Origin of the sequence: Streptomyces sp. NPDC059255, from assembly GCF_042752355.1 — a bacterium.
GTDB lineage: Bacteria > Actinomycetota > Actinomycetes > Streptomycetales > Streptomycetaceae > Streptomyces.
The window spans coordinates 1-17,676 of record NZ_JBHYZP010000054.1; the positions used below are offsets into that span (position 1 = coordinate 1).

14 protein-coding genes are annotated in these 17,676 nt (G+C 71.4%); 7 read left to right on the top strand and 7 right to left on the bottom strand.

Annotated features, from left to right (window positions below):
* Positions 1 to 184: 184 nt before the first annotated feature.
* Genes ACFXKG_RS38170 through ACFXKG_RS38190 form a run of 5 tightly spaced genes read right to left on the bottom strand, consistent with a single transcriptional unit; the run spans position 185 to position 5,622 of the window.
* Positions 185 to 1,495: a DUF58 domain-containing protein gene (locus ACFXKG_RS38170; protein ID WP_384849229.1), complete on the bottom strand. Its 1,311-nt coding sequence runs from the start codon at positions 1,493 to 1,495 to the stop codon at positions 185 to 187.
* 12 nt (positions 1,496 to 1,507) lie between these two features.
* Positions 1,508 to 2,509, bottom strand: a complete 1,002-nt coding sequence (locus tag ACFXKG_RS38175) for an AAA family ATPase (RefSeq protein WP_384849231.1) — start codon at positions 2,507 to 2,509, stop codon at positions 1,508 to 1,510.
* Positions 2,506 to 3,741 (bottom strand): DUF4350 domain-containing protein, encoded by a 1,236-nt coding sequence (locus tag ACFXKG_RS38180; RefSeq protein WP_384849234.1) that lies wholly within the window; start codon positions 3,739 to 3,741, stop codon positions 2,506 to 2,508. The genes ACFXKG_RS38175 and ACFXKG_RS38180 overlap by 4 nt, the downstream gene beginning before the upstream one ends.
* Positions 3,738 to 4,424 (bottom strand): DUF4129 domain-containing protein, encoded by a 687-nt coding sequence (locus tag ACFXKG_RS38185; RefSeq protein WP_384849237.1) that lies wholly within the window; start codon positions 4,422 to 4,424, stop codon positions 3,738 to 3,740. Before ACFXKG_RS38185 ends, ACFXKG_RS38180 begins: the two co-directional genes overlap by 4 nt.
* A 4-nt stretch (positions 4,425 to 4,428) precedes the next feature.
* Positions 4,429 to 5,622, bottom strand: coding sequence for a hypothetical protein (locus ACFXKG_RS38190; RefSeq protein ID WP_384849240.1), 1,194 nt, complete (start codon positions 5,620 to 5,622; stop codon positions 4,429 to 4,431).
* 476 nt (positions 5,623 to 6,098) lie between these two features.
* Between ACFXKG_RS38190 and mtnA the strand changes: the two genes are divergently transcribed.
* The 7 genes from mtnA (at position 6,099) to ACFXKG_RS38225 (ending at position 15,674) form a co-directional block, all read left to right on the top strand.
* The gene (gene mtnA / locus ACFXKG_RS38195; protein WP_384849243.1) at positions 6,099 to 7,244 is read left to right on the top strand and encodes an S-methyl-5-thioribose-1-phosphate isomerase; all 1,146 of its coding nucleotides are present in this window, start codon (positions 6,099 to 6,101) and stop codon (positions 7,242 to 7,244) included.
* An 820-nt stretch (positions 7,245 to 8,064) separates the two neighbouring features.
* Positions 8,065 to 8,742 (top strand): two-component system response regulator MtrA, encoded by a 678-nt coding sequence (gene mtrA / locus ACFXKG_RS38200; RefSeq protein ID WP_329826349.1) that lies wholly within the window; start codon positions 8,065 to 8,067, stop codon positions 8,740 to 8,742.
* A gap of 1 nt (position 8,743) precedes the next feature.
* On the top strand, positions 8,744 to 10,807 hold the full coding sequence (gene mtrB / locus ACFXKG_RS38205; protein ID WP_384849246.1) for an MtrAB system histidine kinase MtrB: 2,064 nt from the start codon (positions 8,744 to 8,746) through the stop codon (positions 10,805 to 10,807).
* A gap of 34 nt (positions 10,808 to 10,841) precedes the next feature.
* Positions 10,842 to 12,644 (top strand): LpqB family beta-propeller domain-containing protein, encoded by a 1,803-nt coding sequence (locus ACFXKG_RS38210; RefSeq protein ID WP_384849249.1) that lies wholly within the window; start codon positions 10,842 to 10,844, stop codon positions 12,642 to 12,644.
* 176 nt (positions 12,645 to 12,820) lie between these two features.
* Complete coding sequence (locus ACFXKG_RS38215) at positions 12,821 to 13,543, top strand: ComF family protein (protein ID WP_384849252.1); 723 nt, start codon at positions 12,821 to 12,823, stop codon at positions 13,541 to 13,543.
* Positions 13,544 to 13,856: 313 nt separating this feature from the next.
* Positions 13,857 to 14,546, top strand: a complete 690-nt coding sequence (gene hpf / locus ACFXKG_RS38220; RefSeq protein WP_384849255.1) for a ribosome hibernation-promoting factor, HPF/YfiA family — start codon at positions 13,857 to 13,859, stop codon at positions 14,544 to 14,546.
* Positions 14,547 to 14,912: 366 nt separating this feature from the next.
* Positions 14,913 to 15,674, top strand: coding sequence for a response regulator (locus ACFXKG_RS38225; RefSeq protein WP_384849258.1), 762 nt, complete (start codon positions 14,913 to 14,915; stop codon positions 15,672 to 15,674).
* A gap of 20 nt (positions 15,675 to 15,694) precedes the next feature.
* Here the strand turns inward: ACFXKG_RS38225 and ACFXKG_RS38230 are convergent, their stop codons facing one another.
* Together ACFXKG_RS38230 and ACFXKG_RS38235 are read right to left on the bottom strand one after the other, a co-directional pair.
* Entirely contained in the window at positions 15,695 to 16,897 is a 1,203-nt protein-coding gene (locus ACFXKG_RS38230; RefSeq protein WP_384849261.1) for a winged helix-turn-helix domain-containing protein, read from the bottom strand.
* A 59-nt stretch (positions 16,898 to 16,956) separates the two neighbouring features.
* Positions 16,957 to 17,529 (bottom strand): GNAT family N-acetyltransferase, encoded by a 573-nt coding sequence (locus ACFXKG_RS38235; protein WP_384849263.1) that lies wholly within the window; start codon positions 17,527 to 17,529, stop codon positions 16,957 to 16,959.
* Positions 17,530 to 17,676 lie beyond the last annotated feature (147 nt).

Sequence of the window (17,676 nt, forward strand, 5' to 3'; positions counted from 1 at the left end):
GGGGGACCCTGTGGGAGAGTAGGACGCCGCCGAACAATTATTGTGGGAATGCCCCGCACCGTATGGTGCGGGGCATTTCTGCGTTCAGGGGTCATTCAGGGGTGGTGTCGACGGGACAGGGCGCTGTTTTCTCATCCTCCGCCCCGCACCGTCTCACCTCACCTCATCCCTCACTTCGTCTGCCCTAGAGGCGTCCGGCTGTTTTGAGCGCGAGATATGCGTCGGCCAGAGCCGGGGCCAGTTTCTCGGGGGTGGCATCCACGACCGTGACGCCCTTGCTCCGGAGCAGATCTGCCGTACGTCGTCTCTGGGCCTGCGCCTGGGCGCCGGCGGCGGCTTCGTACACCGCGTCCACTGTGCCGCGTGCCGTGCTCATCTTCTCGATATGAGGATCGGCGACCGAGGCGACGATGACGGTGTGGCGCCGGGTGAGCTGCGGCAGGACAGGGAGAAGGCCTTCCTCCACGGGCGCCGTGTCGAGGCTCGTGAGCAGGACGATGAGCGATCGGCGTGGGGCGCCCTTCAGTGTTGCCGCGCTGAGACCGCGTGCGTCTGTTTCGACCAGCTCCGGTTCCAGTGGTGCCAGCGCGTTCACCATGGCCGGCAGGACGTCGCCTGACGAACGGCCCTGGACCTGAGCACGAGTGCGCCGGTCGTAGGCGAGGAGATCAACCCGGTCGCCCGCTCGTGAGGCGAGGGCTGTCAGGAGGAGCGTGGCGTCCATGGCGGCGTCGAGACGCGGGACGTCGCCCACACGGCCCGCCGAGGTGCGGCCGGTGTCGAGGACGATGAGGAGGTGGCGGTCCCGTTCGGGGCGCCATGTGCGTACGGTGACGGTCGACTGGCGCGCGGTGGCCCGCCAGTCGATGGACCGGGTGTCGTCGCCCGTCACGTACTCCCGCAGGCTGTCGAACTCGGTGCCCTCGCCGCGGGTCAGCACGCTGGTGCGGCCGTCGAGCTCTCGCAGCCGGGCGAGTCTGGACGGGAGGTGCTTTCGGCTGGTGAAAGGCGGAAGCACGCGCACGGTCCAGGGGACGCTGTGGCTGCCCTGGCGCGAGGCCAGACCCAGTGGCCCGAACGAGCGCACGGTCACTCGTTCCGCGTGGCGGTCGCCGCGTCGAGTGGGGCGGAGGAGGGTGGTGAGCCGGCGGCGTTCGCCCGGTGGGACGGTCGTCGTGTGCCGTGAGCTCGACTGGTCGGCTCCCGCGGGCCAGCTGCTGGGCGGCCAGGCGTCGCGGAGCTGGGCGCGAAGGCGGCGCCGGGAGGGGTTGGTGACGGTCAGGTGGACTTCGGCGCTCTCGCCGAGTCGAACCGATGTGTCACCGCTTCGAGTGAATTGGAGTGTTCGCACTGGCGTCGCCAGTGCGTAGTCGCACAGAATGGCGATCGAGAGCGGCGCATTGACGGCGAGGATCCCCGCCCAGCTGGGGGCGAAGACACCGACGGGGAGCGAGCCGAGAGCCGCGAGGAGAGCGCTCCGACCGGTGAGGGCCACGGTTTTACCACCTCATCTGGGTACGGGGACATGGGCGAGGATCGCGGTAATGACGGAGTCGGCAGTGACTCCCTCCATCTCTGCTTCGGGCCGGAGTTGGACGCGATGGCGCAGTGTGGGAAGAGCCAGGGCCTTTACGTCGTCGGGGATGACGTAGTCACGGCCGGTGAGCCAGGCCCAGGCACGGGCGGTGGAGAGCAGGGCGGTGGCTCCTCGTGGGGAGACTCCGAGGGAGAGCGAGGGGGATTCACGCGTGGTACGGCAGATATCGACGACATAGCCCGCGATCTCGGGTGAGACAGACGTCTTGGCGACCGCGTCGCGCGCCGCTGCCAGGTCGGCGGGGCCGGCGACGGGCCGTACCCCCGCGGCCTGCAGATCGCGTGGATCGAAGCCTTCCGCATGGCGGGTCAGCACGCTGATCTCGTCGTCGCGTGAGGGCAGCGGAACCGTCAGTTTGAGCAGGAAGCGGTCGAGCTGAGCCTCGGGCAGAGGGTAGGTGCCCTCGTACTCGACCGGGTTCTGGGTCGCGGCGACCAGGAACGGGTCGGGCAGTGGGCGCGCGACACCGTCGACCGTGACCTGGCGTTCCTCCATGGCTTCCAGGAGGGACGACTGGGTCTTGGGCGGGGTGCGGTTGATCTCGTCCGCCAGCAGCAGATGGGTGAAGACCGGGCCGGGCTGAAAGGAGAACTCCGAGGTGCGGGAGTCGTAGACAAGTGAGCCGGTGATGTCGCTCGGCATCAGGTCGGGGGTGAACTGAACGCGCTTCGTGTCGAGTTCGAGGGAGGCGGCGAGGGCCCGGACGAGCAGGGTCTTGGCGACGCCGGGGACTCCTTCGAGGAGGACGTGGCCGCGGCAGAGCAGGGCTACGACGAGCCCGGTGACGGCGGGGTCCTGGCCGACCACTGCCTTCGCTATCTCGGCGCGCAGGGCTTCCAGGGCCGCGCGGGCGTTCTCCGTGTTCCCGGCGGGCCCGGGGGACCCGGCGTTCTGTGCGGTCGGGGCACTCATGAGGTGCGTACCTCTCTTTCGAGGGCGTCGAGTTGGTCCGCCAGGCGGATGAGAGCGGCGTCGCTGCTGGGGGCCGGGCCGAAGAGGAGGGCGGCCGGGGTGTGGTCTGTGTCCGGGAGACGGGCGGAGACCGCGGGGATCAGTGTGTCGGCGCTGTGCGTCTTGGTGGGAGGTACGCCGAGAAGTGGGGCGAGGCGGTCACGGGTGGCCGCGCGCAGAGCTGACGCGGCATGGTCGCGCGCGTTCGCCTTGCGGTAGAGGCCGGCGCGTCCCTCGGTGGACTCGGATGCGCGGATGGCCACGGGGAGGCGTTCGGTCACGAGCGGGCCGAGCCTGCGGGCGCGCCAGACGGCGGCGAGCAGCGCGGCAAGGAAGAGCTGGAAGGCGCCCCAGAGCCAGCCGGAAGGGATCAGTTCGAGGAAGGTTGTGCCGGCGTTGCCCTCGCCACCGTCGGCACCGGAGGCGGAGTCGTCACTGAGGGAAGGGAGGTACCAGACGAGATGAGGCCGGGAGCCGAGGAGTTGAAGGGCCAGCGACGCGTTGCCCTGCTGGTCGAGGCGGTCGTTGTACAGGATGTCGGGGGATCCGAGCAGGACGGTGTCGCCGGCCGTGGTGTCGGTGGACGGCATGCCCGTGGAGCCGGTCATCGGGTCCGGGATCCTGAGGAGGGTCGGCACGCCGTCGCTCGGGTAGCAGGAGTCGGTGCCGGGTGTGTCCGTCTCGTATCGCTTCCCGCCGATGTCTACGCTGCCCGCGCGGACGGCGGCGGGCAGCGAGCACCGGGGGGCGCGTGCCGCGACCGGTCCGGGGGTGTTCGTACGGACTCCGGGTGCCAGGACGCCGAGGGACGGTGGGCCCGGGCCGAGCAGGACGGTGCGGCCGCCCGCGGCGGTGGTTCGGGCGCGCAGGGTGTGCTGCTGGGTAGGTGTCAGCAGGTCGGGGTTGGTGACCAGCAGGGTGGTGTCGGGACCGGCGGCGGCCGTGGCCTTGCGCAGTGTGGTGTGGACGGTGAGGGAGACCCCGCGGTCCCTGAGCAGCTCCGCGGCGGCGCGGCTGCCGTACCGGTCCGCGGAGCGCGGGTCGAGACGGCCGTGCTGGTCGCCGGAGCGCAGGGCGGCCAGGGTGATGCCCGCCGTCAGCAGGACGAGGAGGGCGAGGAGGAGCCCGCGGCCGCGTGTCCAGAGCTGGCGGGTGCTCGGGGCGAGCGAGGTGGGGCTGATGGTGGAGGTCACTCGGTTGTTCCTCCGGTGACGGTGCTCAGGTGCGGCTTCGTTCGTTCGAGGTCGGTGTCGAGGTCGCGCAGCAGCAGATATGCCCGTTCGTCGGCGGTGCGGCCCCCGTATGTGACGTCGTCGAACTCCCGGGCGGCGGTGCGCAGTCGGGCGGCGTGGCCCGGGAGCGCGCCCCCCGCTTCGGAGGCCGCTTCGTCGGCGGTGCGGCCGGGGCGGGGGTCGAGCAGGGCCCGTTCCTCCAGGGAGCGGACGATGGCGCGCATCCGTTCCTGGACGGCCTCCGTCCAGCGGTGGGCCGCCGCGTGTGTCTCCGCCGTGGTGCGGTGTTCCGCGGCGCTGCGGGGGCCGTCGTCGAAGAGGGTGCCCGTCGTGGCGGCCGTACGGCCGGGGGTGCCCAGCCGCCACCACAGGGCGGCGCAGAGGGCCACGACGATGAGGGTGACCACGACGAGTCCGAGCGGTCCGCCGGGCGCGGCGCCGGAGGCGGCGTCGAGGAGTTCGCCGATCCACTCCCTGATGCGGTCGAGGGCGCGTTCCAGGAGGTTGGGGTCGTTCTCGTGGTACATCGGCTTGGACAGTTCCTGCTCCGCCGCCTCGCGGGCGGGGACGCGGGAGGTGTCCACCGGCAGGTCGCCGCTCGTGCGTGTCAGCGAGTGCCTCGTCGTTCCCCCCACGATGGACACCGCATCAGCTCCCGGAGAGGTCTCGGCCCGGCTGTTGGGTGCCGTAGCCCGGTACGCCCGCTGCGCGTGCGAGTTCGAGGTCGAGGGCCTCGCGCCGGATGCGCTGGTCCACGTAGAGGAGGACCGTCACCCCGGCGGAGATCGGGTAGGTGATCGTGGAGGCGATCACGGCGCCGATGCCGGTGACGATGAGGAAGGGCCAGCCGGTGAGGCCGTCACCGTCCACGGCGGTGCCGATGATCGCGAACGGTATGGCGATGACGAGCGAGAGCAGGAAGGAGAGGAGCAGGGTCAGGGCCAGGATGCCGAAGGTGCGCCACCAGGCGCCCGACACGAGCTTGGCGGAGCGGCGCATCGACGGGATGATTCCGCGGCGTTCCAGCATGAGTGCGGGGGAGGTGAGGCTGAAGCGGACCATCAGCCAGATGACGACGACGAAGGCCGCCGTCGCGCCGAGCAGGGAGAGCGCGGCTCCGGCCGTGGATCCGATCAGCAGGCCGGGCAGCATGCCGACGAGCAGTACGAGGGCGCTCATGAGCGGCAGCAGCAGGGTGAAGCCGAGCAGCTTGGGGAGGCGGGGGCGGGCCTCTTGCCACGCGTCCGCGAGGGTGACGGGACGGCCCAGCACGGAGCGGCTGATCACCACGGTGAGTATCGCGGTGGTGAAGAGTGTGCAGATCACCATGATGGCGAGCGAGGGGATGTCGGCGGCGAGCTGCGACTGCGCCGATTCGGTGGTCTGGCTGAGCAGTTCCGACGGTGTCGCGTTCGGGTCGAGCACGACCGGCTCGGGCAGCAGATAACGCCGGAGGAGGATGTCGCCGATCTGGGAGACCACGGAGACGGCGAGGCTGACGCTCAGTACCGTGCGCCAGTGCGCGCGCAGGGTCGACACGGCGCCGTCGAGGATCTCGCCGACGCTGAGCGGGCGGAGCGGGATGACGCCCGGCTTGGCGACAGGCGGTCTGCCCCAGCCGGGGCCGCCGCCCGGGGGCGGGCCGCCCCAGCCCCGCGTGGGTCCGGGGGTGGCGGGGCCGGGGGCGCTCGGCGGGGACCACTGTCCGGCCGGTGGCTGGGCCGCGGACCACTTCGAGGTGGAGCCGGTGTCGTCGGCGGGCGTTGCGGGCCGTGGCACCGTGGTGTCCTGGCCGTCGGACGGGGCGGATCCGGGCGAGGCCCAGCCCGGAGTGTCGTTCACGGTCGTCCACCTCGTGGATTGGTTGAGAGGCCGGCTCGGAGAGTCGGCGCTTCGACGGTGCCCGTCCGCGGAGCGGGGCGGCGGGCCAGGTCGGGTCCGGTGGAGCTGCGTGGCCCGGGCTCCGTCCGCCGCACCGGTGGCGGGAGTCGCCGCCGGTGGCGTGCGCCGCGTGGTGGCGGACCGGTGTCGTCGACGGACCTGGGGTACCGGGGTGACACCGGCACCCCTGCGGGTTGCGGTGCGGGGCGTCGCGGGCCTGTGAAGGTCCGCCGGACACGACCTGGGTCCTGTTTCCCGGATCTCCGTGGATCGGCGGCGCGGTGCCGTGCCGGGAGTTCCGGTCCCACGGAGATCCGGGAAACAGGGCCTGGCAGCCATCGTGCCACGCGTTGCGTCAGGACGGACCGGGGGCTGTGTCTCCTTATCGCTTCCGTTGCTGCCTTCATAGTGTGTGCCGCAGCGGGCAGACTGGGCGGATGGCTGATCAGTACGCACACACCTCGGTCGGCGCGGAGCCGCCGATGCTCCCTTCCCTCCGCTGGGACGAGCCGCCCGAAGGGCCCGTACTGGTCCTTCTGGACCAGACGCGGCTGCCGGTCGAGGAGGCGGAGCTGGTCTGTACGGATGTGCCGGCGCTGGTGGTGGCGATCAGGACGCTGGCGGTCCGGGGAGCGCCGCTGCTGGGGATCGCGGGTGCCTATGGGGTGGCGCTGGCGGCGGCGCGCGGCTTTGACGTCGAGGACGCGGCGGAGCAGTTGGCGGGGGCGCGGCCCACCGCGGTGAATCTGGGGTACGGGGTGCGCCGGGCTCGTGACGCGTACCGTGCGGCGGTCGACCGGGGGGCGGATCCGGTGGAGGCGGCGGCTGCCGCGCTCACCGAGGCGAAGCTGTTGCACCGGGAGGACGCGCAGGCCAGTGCGGAGATGGCGGCGTTCGGGCTCGCGCTCCTCGATGAGCTGCTGCCGGGGGGCGGTCACCGGATCCTGACCCACTGCAACACCGGGGCGCTCGTCTCGGGTGGGGAGGGCACCGCGTTCGCGGTGGCCCGGTCGGCCCACCGTGCGGGTCGGTTGCGACGCCTGTGGGTGGACGAGACCCGTCCGCTTCTCCAGGGGGCGCGGCTGACGGCGTACGAGGCGGCGCGCAACGGGATGGCGTACACGTTGCTGACGGACAACGCGGCGGGTTCGCTCTTCGCCGCGGGGGAGGTGGACGCCGTGCTGATCGGGGCGGACCGGATCGCCGCCGACGGTTCGGTGGCGAACAAGGTGGGGAGCTATCCGCTCGCCGTGCTCGCCAGGTACCACCATGTCCCGTTCATCGTGGTGGCCCCCACGACGACGATCGATCTGGAGACCGCGGACGGGGCGTCGATAGAGGTCGAGCAGCGGCCCGGGCAGGAGGTGACGGAGGTCACGGCTCCGCAGGTGGTGGTGGCGGGGGTGGAGAGCGGTGGGGGGATGCCGGTGGCCCCGCTGGGAACGCAGGCGTTCAACCCGGCCTTCGATGTCACCCCTCCGGAACTGGTGACGGCGATCGTCACCGAACGCGGTGTGCTGTCCCCGGTGACCGGGGAGGGGATCGCGGAGCTGTGCGCCAGGGATAGGCAGGCGGGGGCGTAGGCGGAGACTGCCGCCTTGTCCGGGCGGCCTCGGGCTGGGCGGGGGGCGGTGTCAGTGTCGGCACCCCGTTTTTCATGGCGCCCGAGCAGGCGGCGGGGAGGAGTTGCACGGCGGCGACCGACATCTTGGCTCTCGGCCAGATCGCGGTCTTGCCCGCGACGGGCGCCGCCGCCTTCGGTGAGGGGGCCTCGCACGCGGTCCTCTGCCGGATCGTGCACGCGGACCCGGACGTGCCCCGGCTGGCGGATGGGCTGCGGGAGGTCGTTACCGGCTGCCTCACCAAGGACGCCACGCCGAGGCCGTTCACCGCTCGGATCACCGAGTGGTGCGGCCAGGTGTCGCAGGACCCGGTGCTGCGCCGTCCGGGCTGCCGGGTGTCGTGCCAACACCCGTTACACCACGTCCATTTCGAAGGACACGCTCAGCAAGGGTGCGCGGATCTGCGTGAAGACCGGCTCGGGCCACTACGGCCTGGTCACCGTCCTCGGTTTCGCGCCGAAGGATTCCCCGAGCCAGTTCGTCAGCGTGGACCTCACGGTGTGGCGCAACACGGCCGCCTCCTGAGCGAGCGGACGGACCGTCCGGGGATCGCCGTCCGCTCCACTACCGTGTGGGGGCGATGGGAGGCGGGATGCGGGTGGGGGATGCCGTGGCGGTCGGCCAGGGCTCGGGTCCACCGCAGTGGGTTTGACATCAATGCTTGACATCAACGCCGAGGGACGGCGACGGTCACACAGAGGCATCGGCGCACGTCGGCGCCGGTCAGTGAGACAGGTCACGCGTGTCTACGCAACGGAAATGAAAATGGGATGATGTCGATATGAAGGGACGCGTCCTTGTCGTCGATGACGACACCGCACTGGCCGAGATGCTCGGGATTGTGCTGCGTGGTGAAGGTTTCGAGCCGTCGTTCGTAGCGGACGGTGACAAGGCACTCGCGGCCTTCCGGGAGGCCAAGCCGGATCTGGTGCTGCTCGACCTCATGCTGCCCGGACGGGACGGCATCGAGGTGTGCCGGCTCATCAGGGCCGAGTCCGGGGTGCCCATCGTCATGCTCACGGCCAAGAGCGACACGGTCGATGTGGTGGTGGGGCTGGAGTCGGGGGCCGACGACTACATCGTCAAGCCGTTCAAGCCGAAGGAGCTGGTGGCCCGTATCCGGGCACGGCTGCGCAGGTCGGAGGAGCCGGCGCCGGAGCAGTTGACCATCGGTGACCTGGTCATCGATGTGGCGGGGCACTCCGTGAAGCGGGACGGGCAGTCGATCGCCCTGACCCCGCTGGAGTTCGATCTGCTGGTCGCGCTGGCCCGTAAGCCGTGGCAGGTGTTCACCCGGGAAGTGCTTCTCGAACAGGTGTGGGGTTACCGGCATGCCGCGGACACCCGGCTGGTGAATGTGCATGTGCAGCGGCTGCGCTCCAAGGTTGAGCAGGACCCCGAGCGTCCGGAGATCGTGGTGACCGTCCGTGGTGTCGGTTACAAGGCAGGGCCGAGCTGACATGTCCGGCGGCAGCGCTGCTCCGAAGCCCGGTGAGCCGGGAGTCCGTGCGGGGCGGGCTGCCGGGCCCGGGCGTGCCTTCGCGGGGGTGAGCCGGCTGTTCCAGAGCGGTCGGCTGCTCCAGGACGGCTCACCGGGCGGTCCCGTGCTGCGGCTGCTGGTGCGCTGGGTGCGGCGTCCGCTGCTGCCCGCCGTGCGGCTGTGGCGGCGCAACATCCAGCTCCGGGTCGTCGCGGCGACGCTGCTGATGTCGCTGGGTGTGGTGCTGCTGCTCGGGTTCGTGGTCATCGGGCAGGTCCGCAACGGGCTGCTCGAAGCCAAGGAGAAGGCCGCGCAGAGCCAGGCGGCCGGCGGCTTCACCGTGGCCAAGGAGAAGGCCGACTCCCCGGCGGCGCTCGGCGGCCGGAACGGCGACGAGGAGAGCGGCCGGTCGGGCCGGAACTCCGTCAACTGGCGGTCGGACCTGGTCGAACAGCTCGCCAGTGGCGGTCCCGGGGCCTTCAACGTGGTCGCGCTGAGCCCCGACGGCCAGGACGCGGCATCCACCAGCCGGGCGCCCCGGGTCTCCGGCGGGGTCGACTTCTCCAGCGTTCCCGCCGATCTGCGGACCGCGGTCGCGCAGGGCACCGGAACGTACGAGACGTACGCGCAGATCCGGTACACCCGGGCCACCGAGGACCGGGATCCGGAGCCGGGGCTGATCGTCGGCAAGCGGCTGAACGACGCCAACGGCAACGCGTACGAGCTGTACTACCTCTTCCCGCTGACGCAGGAGGAGCAGTCCCTCAATCTGGTCAAGGGCACGCTCGCCACGGCCGGGCTCTTCGTGGTCGTCCTGCTGGGCGCCATCGCCTGGCTGGTGGTGCGGCAGGTCGTGACCCCCGTACGGATGGCCGCGGGGATCGCCGAGCGGCTCTCCACGGGCCGGCTCCAGGAACGTATGAAGGTCACCGGCGAGGACGACATCGCCCGGCTCGGTGAGGCCTTCAACAAGATGGCGCAGAATCTCCAGCTCAAGATCCAGCAGCTGGAGGAACTCTCCCGGATGCAGCGGCGCTTCGTCTCCGACGTCTCGCACGAACTGCGCACCCCGCTGACGACCGTACGGATGGCCGCCGACGTCATCCACGAGGCGCGCGCCGACTTCGATCCGGTGACCGCGCGCTCCGCCGAACTGCTCGGGGACCAGCTCGACCGCTTCGAGTCGCTGCTCTCCGACCTGCTGGAGATCAGCCGCTTCGACGCGGGCGCGGCGGCCCTGGAGGCCGAGCCGATAGATCTGCGCGAGGTCGTACGCCGGGTGATCGGCGGCGCCGAGCCGCTGGCCGAGCGCAAGGGCAGCCGGATCCGGGTGCTCGGGGACGAACAGCCCGTGGTCGCCGAGGCGGACGCCCGCCGGGTGGAGCGGGTGCTGCGCAATCTGGTCGTCAACGCCGTCGAGCACGGCGAGGGCCGGGATGTCGTCGTACGGCTCGGAGTGGCGGGCGGTGCCGTCGCGGTCGCCGTGCGCGACTACGGGGTGGGGCTCAAGCCGGGCGAGGCCACTCGCGTGTTCAACCGTTTCTGGCGGGCGGACCCGGCCCGTGCCCGGACCACGGGCGGCACCGGGCTCGGGCTGTCGATCGCCGTCGAGGACGCGCGGCTGCACGGCGGCTGGCTCCAGGCGTGGGGCGAGCCCGGCGGGGGCTCCCAGTTCCGGCTGACGCTGCCGCGTACGGCCGACGAGGCGCTGCGCGGCTCCCCCATACCGCTGGAGCCCGAGGACTCGCGGCGCAACCGGGAGAGCGGCGGGGCCCAAGAGCTGAAGGAGAGCGCGCACCGGCTGGCGAGCGTGCCGACGCAGCCGCGGGTGGACCGCTCACCGCTCCAGGCGACGGCGGGACCGCCCGCACCGCCCCGGGCGACCGCCGCGGTGGATCCCGCGGCGCTGCCGGGCAGCGGCGCCCGGGTGGTGGCACGGCCCGCCGGGGAGCGGGCCCCCGAGAACGGTCCCCGGACCACCGAAGAATCCGAAGGATCCGCACCGTCGGCTCCGCAGCGGGAGGACACGATACGTGGGCGCTGACCGCCGTCGGTTCGGGCCGGGGAGGGTGGTGCGGATGCCGGCCGCGCTCGGCGTGCTCGCCGTGTTGCTGGCCGGGTGCGCGTCGATCCCGGACAGCGGGGACGTGGAGCCGGTCAAGGCGTCCCCGCCGGGTGAGTCCCAGGTCCGGGTGTACGCCGTGCCGCCGCGCGAGAAGGCGGGGCCCGCCGAGATCGTCGACGGCTTCCTGGAGGCGATGACCAGTGACGATCCCGATTTCGCGATGGCCAGGAAGTATCTGACGCCGACGGCGTCCCGCTCCTGGCAGCCGGGCGCCGGTACGACGGTGCTGCGCGCCGCGCCGGATCCCGCGGTTCCGCAGGAGGCGTCCGGCTCGGAGAGCGGCGGTCTGACGTATCCGCTGTACGGAGACCGGATCGCCGACATGGACTCCTCGCATGCCTATCAGCCGCTGGAGCCCACGGCGTACAACGGCAGCATCCACCTGGTGCGGCAGAACATCGGCGGCACCAAGGAGTGGCGGATCGACGGTCTGCCGCAGGGGCTGGTGCTCGGTGAGTCGGACTTCCAGCGCAACTACCGGTCGGTCAACAAGTACTACTTCGCCTCCGGGGAGAACTGGCTGGTCGCCGATCCGGTCTACATCCGGCAGCGCATAGACCCCACGACCCGGATGGATCCGGTCACGCAGGCGGTCAAGGTGCTGCTCGACGGGCCGACGAACTGGCTGAAGAGGGTCGTCGACTCCCCGTTCCCCACCGGTACGGCGCTGCAGAAGGGCACCACGTCGCTGGAGTTCGACGACCGGAACGCGCTGAAGGTGCCGCTCAACGAGAAGGCGGCCAAGGCGGGACGCACGCAGTGCCGGAAGATGGCCGCGCAGCTGCTGTTCACGCTGCGGGACCTCACGGCGACACGGGTGGGGCAGGTCGAGCTGCTGGCCGACGGTTCGTCGCTCTGTGTGCTCAGCGGCGACCAGGCGGAGGAGTTCGCGCCGGACCGCACCACCGGCCGGCCCGACAACCCGTACTACGTGGACGACCGGGGGCGCCTGTCGCTGCTCCAGGCGGGCGGCGGCGAGAGCGTGGACCGGTCGCAGGTCATCGGGCCGCTGGGCAAGGGCGATCTGAAGCTGGGCTGGGTCGGGGTGGCGCGCGACGAGAAGCACGCCGCCGGGGTCACCAAGGACGCCCAGTCGTTGTACGTGTCATCGATCCTCGCGGACAGTGAGCCGGGCGACCCGCTGCTGACCAGCAAGGGGCCGGACGACCGGCACCGGCTGTCGGCGCCGAGCTGGGACGGGCGCGGTGATCTGTGGATCGCCGACCGGGACCCGGCGGAGCCGCGTCTGCTGCGGTTCGCGGACGGTGCGGGTGAGCCGCAGACGGTCACGGTCGACGGTCTGGGCGGCGCGCGCATCGAGGGGCTGCGGGTGTCGGCGGACGGGGTACGGATCGCGCTGCTGCTGGCGAAGGACGGCAGGACCACGCTGCAGATCGGCCGGGTGGAGCGGCACGGCGCCGGGGCCGATCCGGTGGTGTCCGTGGCGGAACTCCAGTCGGCGGCCCCGCAGCTGGAGACGGTCACGGCGGTCTCCTGGGCCGGTCCGAGCAGGCTCGTGGTGGTCGGCAAGGAGCAGGGGGGTGTGCAGCAGGTCCGCTACCTCCAGACGGACGGATCGACCTCGGCGTCGAGCGTGCTGCCCGGGCTCAACCAGGTGACGGCGATCGCCGCGGCGGACGACGACCAGCAGCCGGTGGTGGCCGACTCCGAGGACGCGGGGATCGTACGGCTGCCCACGGGGGCGAACTGGCAGACGATGGTCGAAGTGGGGTCGTCGCCCGTCTATCCGGGCTGACGTCCAGGGACTTGTCCGGGCTGACGTCCAGGGTCTTTCGTCCGGATCACGCCGGGCTCGCGCGCGGGGCTGGAAACGGTCGGCCGACGAGGTGGAAACGGCTGGTTGCGGGGTTTGCGGGACCGAGTTGTCCACAGGGGTGGTCCCGTGCCGTCGAGGTTGGCACAGTGTGTCTCATGCGGGCGTGGTGGCGGGAGATCACCGGCCTGGTGCTGCCGGTCGCCTGTGGCGGGTGCGGAAGCCCCAGGACTCCTTTGTGCGAGCCGTGCGGCCGGGCGCTGTACGGGACGTGGCCGTGCCGGGTGCGGCCGGTGCCGGAGCCGGCGGGGCTCCCGGCGGTCCATGCCGCGGCTCCCTACGAGGACGCCGTACGGGCGGTTCTGCTGGCCCACAAGGAGCGCGGGGCGCTGGGGCTCGCCGCGCCGCTGGGGCAGGCTCTGGCGGGCGCTGTGCGGGCCGCCGCGCCGCCCGGCACGGGTGTGGGGCCGCTGCTGCTCGTGCCGGTGCCGTCCACGCGGCGCGCGGTGGGGGCGCGGGGGCACGACGCGGGCCGCAGGGTCGCGCTGGCCGCCGCGGGAGAGCTGCGGCGTTCGGGGCGGGAGTGCCGGGTCCTGCCGGTGCTGCGGCAGCGCCGGCCGGTCGCCGATCAGGCGGGCCTCGGCGCCCGGCAGAGACAGGCGAACCTTTCGGGGGCATTGGAAGTCGCCGTCGGGGGTACGCGGCTGCTGGAGGGCGGCCGGGTGGTCCTGGTCGACGACCTCATGACGACCGGTGCTTCGCTCGCGGAAGGGGCGAGGGCACTGCGTGCCGCCATGGGCCCCGGCATTCCCGGATTCGTACCGGTGAGTGCCGCTGTCGTAGCCGCTCCGCCGCTGTCTTTCGAAATAAATCGGAACTGACGGGGACCGTGCATCGTTGCAGGTGAACAGGGCAGGAAAAACCTGAACAGAGGTACGTGCCGGTAGCGGGTGCCGACACCCGTCCGGGAGGTCTATGTTCGGTTATGAGGAATGGCGCGAGCCGTGACTCGTTGAATGCACTGGTGTGCTCCGGCGCTTTTCAGACCCCCGGAAGTTTTGGGGAGTGGGGATCTCGCCGCTGGGGGAGGAGGAGGTGAAGTCGCCAAGTCCGAGGCTCCGGTGACTACCGGGGTCTGGTGCAACAAGGAGTGACTCCGCAGCGAGGCGGAGTGATCCGGGAACGGAGTTCTGCGTGGACATCGTCGTCAAGGGCCGTAAGACAGAGGTGCCCGAGCGGTTCCGCAAGCACGTGGCGGAGAAGCTGAAGCTGGAGAAGATCCAGAAGCTCGACGCCAAGGTGATCAGCCTCGATGTCGAGGTGTCCAAGGAGCCGAATCCGCGGCAGGCCGACCGCAGTGACCGGGTGGAGATCACCCTTCATTCGCGGGGCCCCGTGATCCGTGCGGAGGCGGCGGCCGCCGATCCGTACGCGGCGCTCGACCTGGCCACGGGCAAGTTGGAGGCGCGGCTGCGCAAGCAGCACGAGAAGCGTCACAACCGGCGGGGCAACGGCCGGTTGTCGGCAGCCGAGGTCGTCGATGTCGTTCCTGGCGTGGCCCAGTTGAACGCGAACGGCGCGACCGCGGCGGAGGAGGCCCGGGACGCGGTGCCGACCACCATGATCGGCACGCTCGAGGTGCAGGGCGAAGGACCGCTGGTGGTCCGTGAGAAGACCCATGTCGCCGCACCGATGACCCTCGATCAGGCGCTCTACGAGATGGAGCTGGTCGGCCACGACTTCTATCTCTTCGTCGATTCCGACACCAAGGAACCCAGCGTCGTCTACCGTCGCCACGCCTACGACTACGGCGTCATTCATCTCCGGACGGACCCGCTGGCCGGCTCGGAGGCGGGCGGCGCCGGCGGCGCTCTCGGCGGCTGAGACCGTCCCGAACGGCTGACACCCGTCCTGAGGGGCTGAGACGTCCCGAACGGCTGACACGTCCTCGACGGCTGACACCGGCGGCCGGAACGGCGGATACACCTGGCGGTACGGCCGGCACACCTGGCGGTACGGCTGGCACACCGGCCGGACCGCTGGAATTCAGCCGGAAAAGAGGCCGGAATTCTACGCTCGATGGTGTCCCCGGGCGCTCGTAGAGCCCCCGGGGGCGCCTTGGTGCGTCCTGAGGACGACCCCTCGGCCGCGCGGGCATGAAATCATGGAGGCGCACGCCAACAAGTGGTCTGCGAACTGCGGTTGGCCGGCTCTCATGAATGCGGGCCCCGGCCTTCAGGGGGAGGAACGATGGCGGACAGCTTCGGACCGGTGCATCACGCCGGTGGGGCCGGCGGCGCGCTCGGCGGCGCCGGGTCCGACACCGACGCGGAGCGGGGCGGCTCGCGGCCGGAGCCGATCCGGGTCCTCGTCGTGGACGACCACGCGCTCTTCCGCCGCGGGCTGGAGATCGTCCTCGCGCAGGAGGAGGACATCCAGGTCGTCGGGGAGGCCGGTGACGGGGCCGAGGCCGTCGACAAGGCCGCGGACCTGCTGCCCGACATCGTGCTGATGGACGTCAGGATGCCCAAGCGCGGCGGCATCGAGGCGTGCACCTCCATCAAGGAGGTGGCCCCCAGCGCCAAGATCATCATGCTGACGATCAGCGACGAGGAGGCCGACCTCTACGACGCGATCAAGGCGGGCGCCACCGGCTATCTCCTCAAGGAGATCTCCACCGACGAGGTCGCCACCGCGATCCGCGCCGTGGCCGACGGCCAGTCGCAGATCAGCCCGTCCATGGCGTCCAAGCTGCTCACCGAGTTCAAGTCGATGATCCAGCGCACCGACGAGCGCAGGCTCGTGCCGGCGCCCCGGCTGACCGAGCGCGAGCTGGAGGTCCTGAAGCTGGTGGCCACGGGCATGAACAACCGGGACATCGCCAAGGAGCTGTTCATCTCGGAGAACACCGTGAAGAACCATGTCCGCAACATCCTGGAGAAGCTCCAGCTCCACTCCAGGATGGAGGCCGTGGTCTACGCGATGCGCGAGAAGATCCTCGAAATCCGCTGACCCCGCGTCCGGCCCGCCCGTCACGCCGCGTCGGTGAGCGCCCGGGCCAGCGGGGCGCGCAGCGCGGGCGGGTCGACGCGCTCCACCCGTACGTCCGAGCAGCCGACCCATTCCGCCGCCTCCCGCAGCGCCGTCGCCATGGGGGAGACGCCCTTCGGGGTGTCCAGGGAGACCTGCTTGGCCACCAGTGTCTTCCCCTCGCGGGCCGGGTCGACCCGGCCGAGCAGCCGGCCACCGGAGAGCAGCGGCATCGCGAAGTAGCCGTATATCCGCTTCGGCTTGGGGACGTACGCCTCCAGCCGGTGGGTGAAGCCGAAGATCCGCTCGGTGCGGGCCCGCTCCCAGATGAGCGAGTCGAACGGCGACAGGAGCGTCGTACGGTGCCGGCCACGCGGGGTGGTGGCCAGCGCCGCCGGGTCCGCCCAGGCGGGCTTCGCCCAGCCCTCGACGCTCACCGGCACCAGCCCCGAATCCGCGATCACCGCGTCGACCTGCTCGCCCTTGAGGCGGTGGTAGTCCGCGATGTCGGCGCGCGTCCCCACCCCCAGCGACCGGCCGGCGAGCGCCACCAGGCGGCGCAGGCACTCCGTGTCGTCCAGGTCGTCATGGAGGAGGGCGGCGGGGACGGCACGCTCCGCGAGGTCGTACACCCGCTTCCAGCTCCGCCGGCCGGTGCACACCACCTCGCCGTACATCAGCGCGCGCTCCACGGCGACCTTCGCCTCGGACCAGTCCCACCACGGCCCGCCGTTCTTGGCGCCGCCCAGCTCCGTGGCGGTCAGCGGGCCCTCCGTGCGCAACTGCTTGATCACCGCGTCGTACGCCCCGTCCGCCAGCTCGTGGTACCACTGCGGGCGGGCGCGGTAGGCACGGCGGCGGAAGGCGAAGTGAGGCCACTCCTCGATGGGCAGCACGCAGGCCGCGTGGGACCAGTACTCGAAGGCGTGCGGCTCGGCCGGCGCCCCTCCGTCGGGCGCGGGCGGAGTCCAGTAGGCGTCCTCGACCGTCCTGCGGCCCACCCCGCCCAGCCGTGCGTACGGAATCAGCTCGTGCGACCGGGCGAGCACCGAGATCGTGTCGAGCTGGACGGCGCCGAGATGGCGCAGCACCCCCCGGACGCCGCCGCGCCGGTCGGGTGCGCCGAGGAATCCCTGGGCGCGCAGCGCGATACGGCGGGCCTCGTCGGCGGACAGCTCGGCGGTGGCGGGCGGCACAGTCGTCATGGTCCGCACGATAGACGGCGGCACTGACAGCCGGTCCTGGAGGCCGGCGGACAGAAGGATCAAGGCCGGGTCGGCAGATACGGGTACGGTCCCGGCAGCCCCAGGTCGGACGGGAGCAGTCCGCCGACCCAGCAGTCCCGCAGGGTTCCCTTGTTGAGCAGTCCCGCGCGCAGCGTGCCCTCCACCACCACACCCGTCTTCTCGGCGACGGCGCGTGAGGCCGCGTTGCCGACCTCGGCACGCCACTCCATCCGCACCGCGCCCAGCGCGGTGAACGACCAGTGGGCCATCGCCGTGATGGCTTCTGCCATGTAGCCGAGGCCCCGGTGCTCCTCGGCAGTCCAGTAGCCGACCTCCCAGGTGCCGGAGCGGGGATGGTGGAGGCTGATCGCGGCGAGCACGGGGCCGCCGTAGCGGGGGCGTACGGCGAGGGCGTACTCGGTGTCCCGGCGCCAGCCGTCCGGGACCATCTGTCCGATGAAATGCTCCGCGTGATGGTGTTCGTACGGAGAGGGGATCGTCGTCCAGCGCTGGATGACGGGATCCTGGCAAGCCGCGTACACGACATCGATGTCGTCCGCGGTGAACGGGCTCAGCAGGAGCCGTTCGGTGGTGAGCGTGACGGGTTCCATAGGCGGATTCTGCTGAGCCGGGCGATCCGGGACGAATGCTTTTCCGGTCGGCACCGGCACCTTCCGCGGGTCCCGCGCGTTCATATATGCGGGCGGCGGCAGACCCGCGTGGCGGCGGCCTCCCGGCGTGGCCGAGTCCTCGCTTAC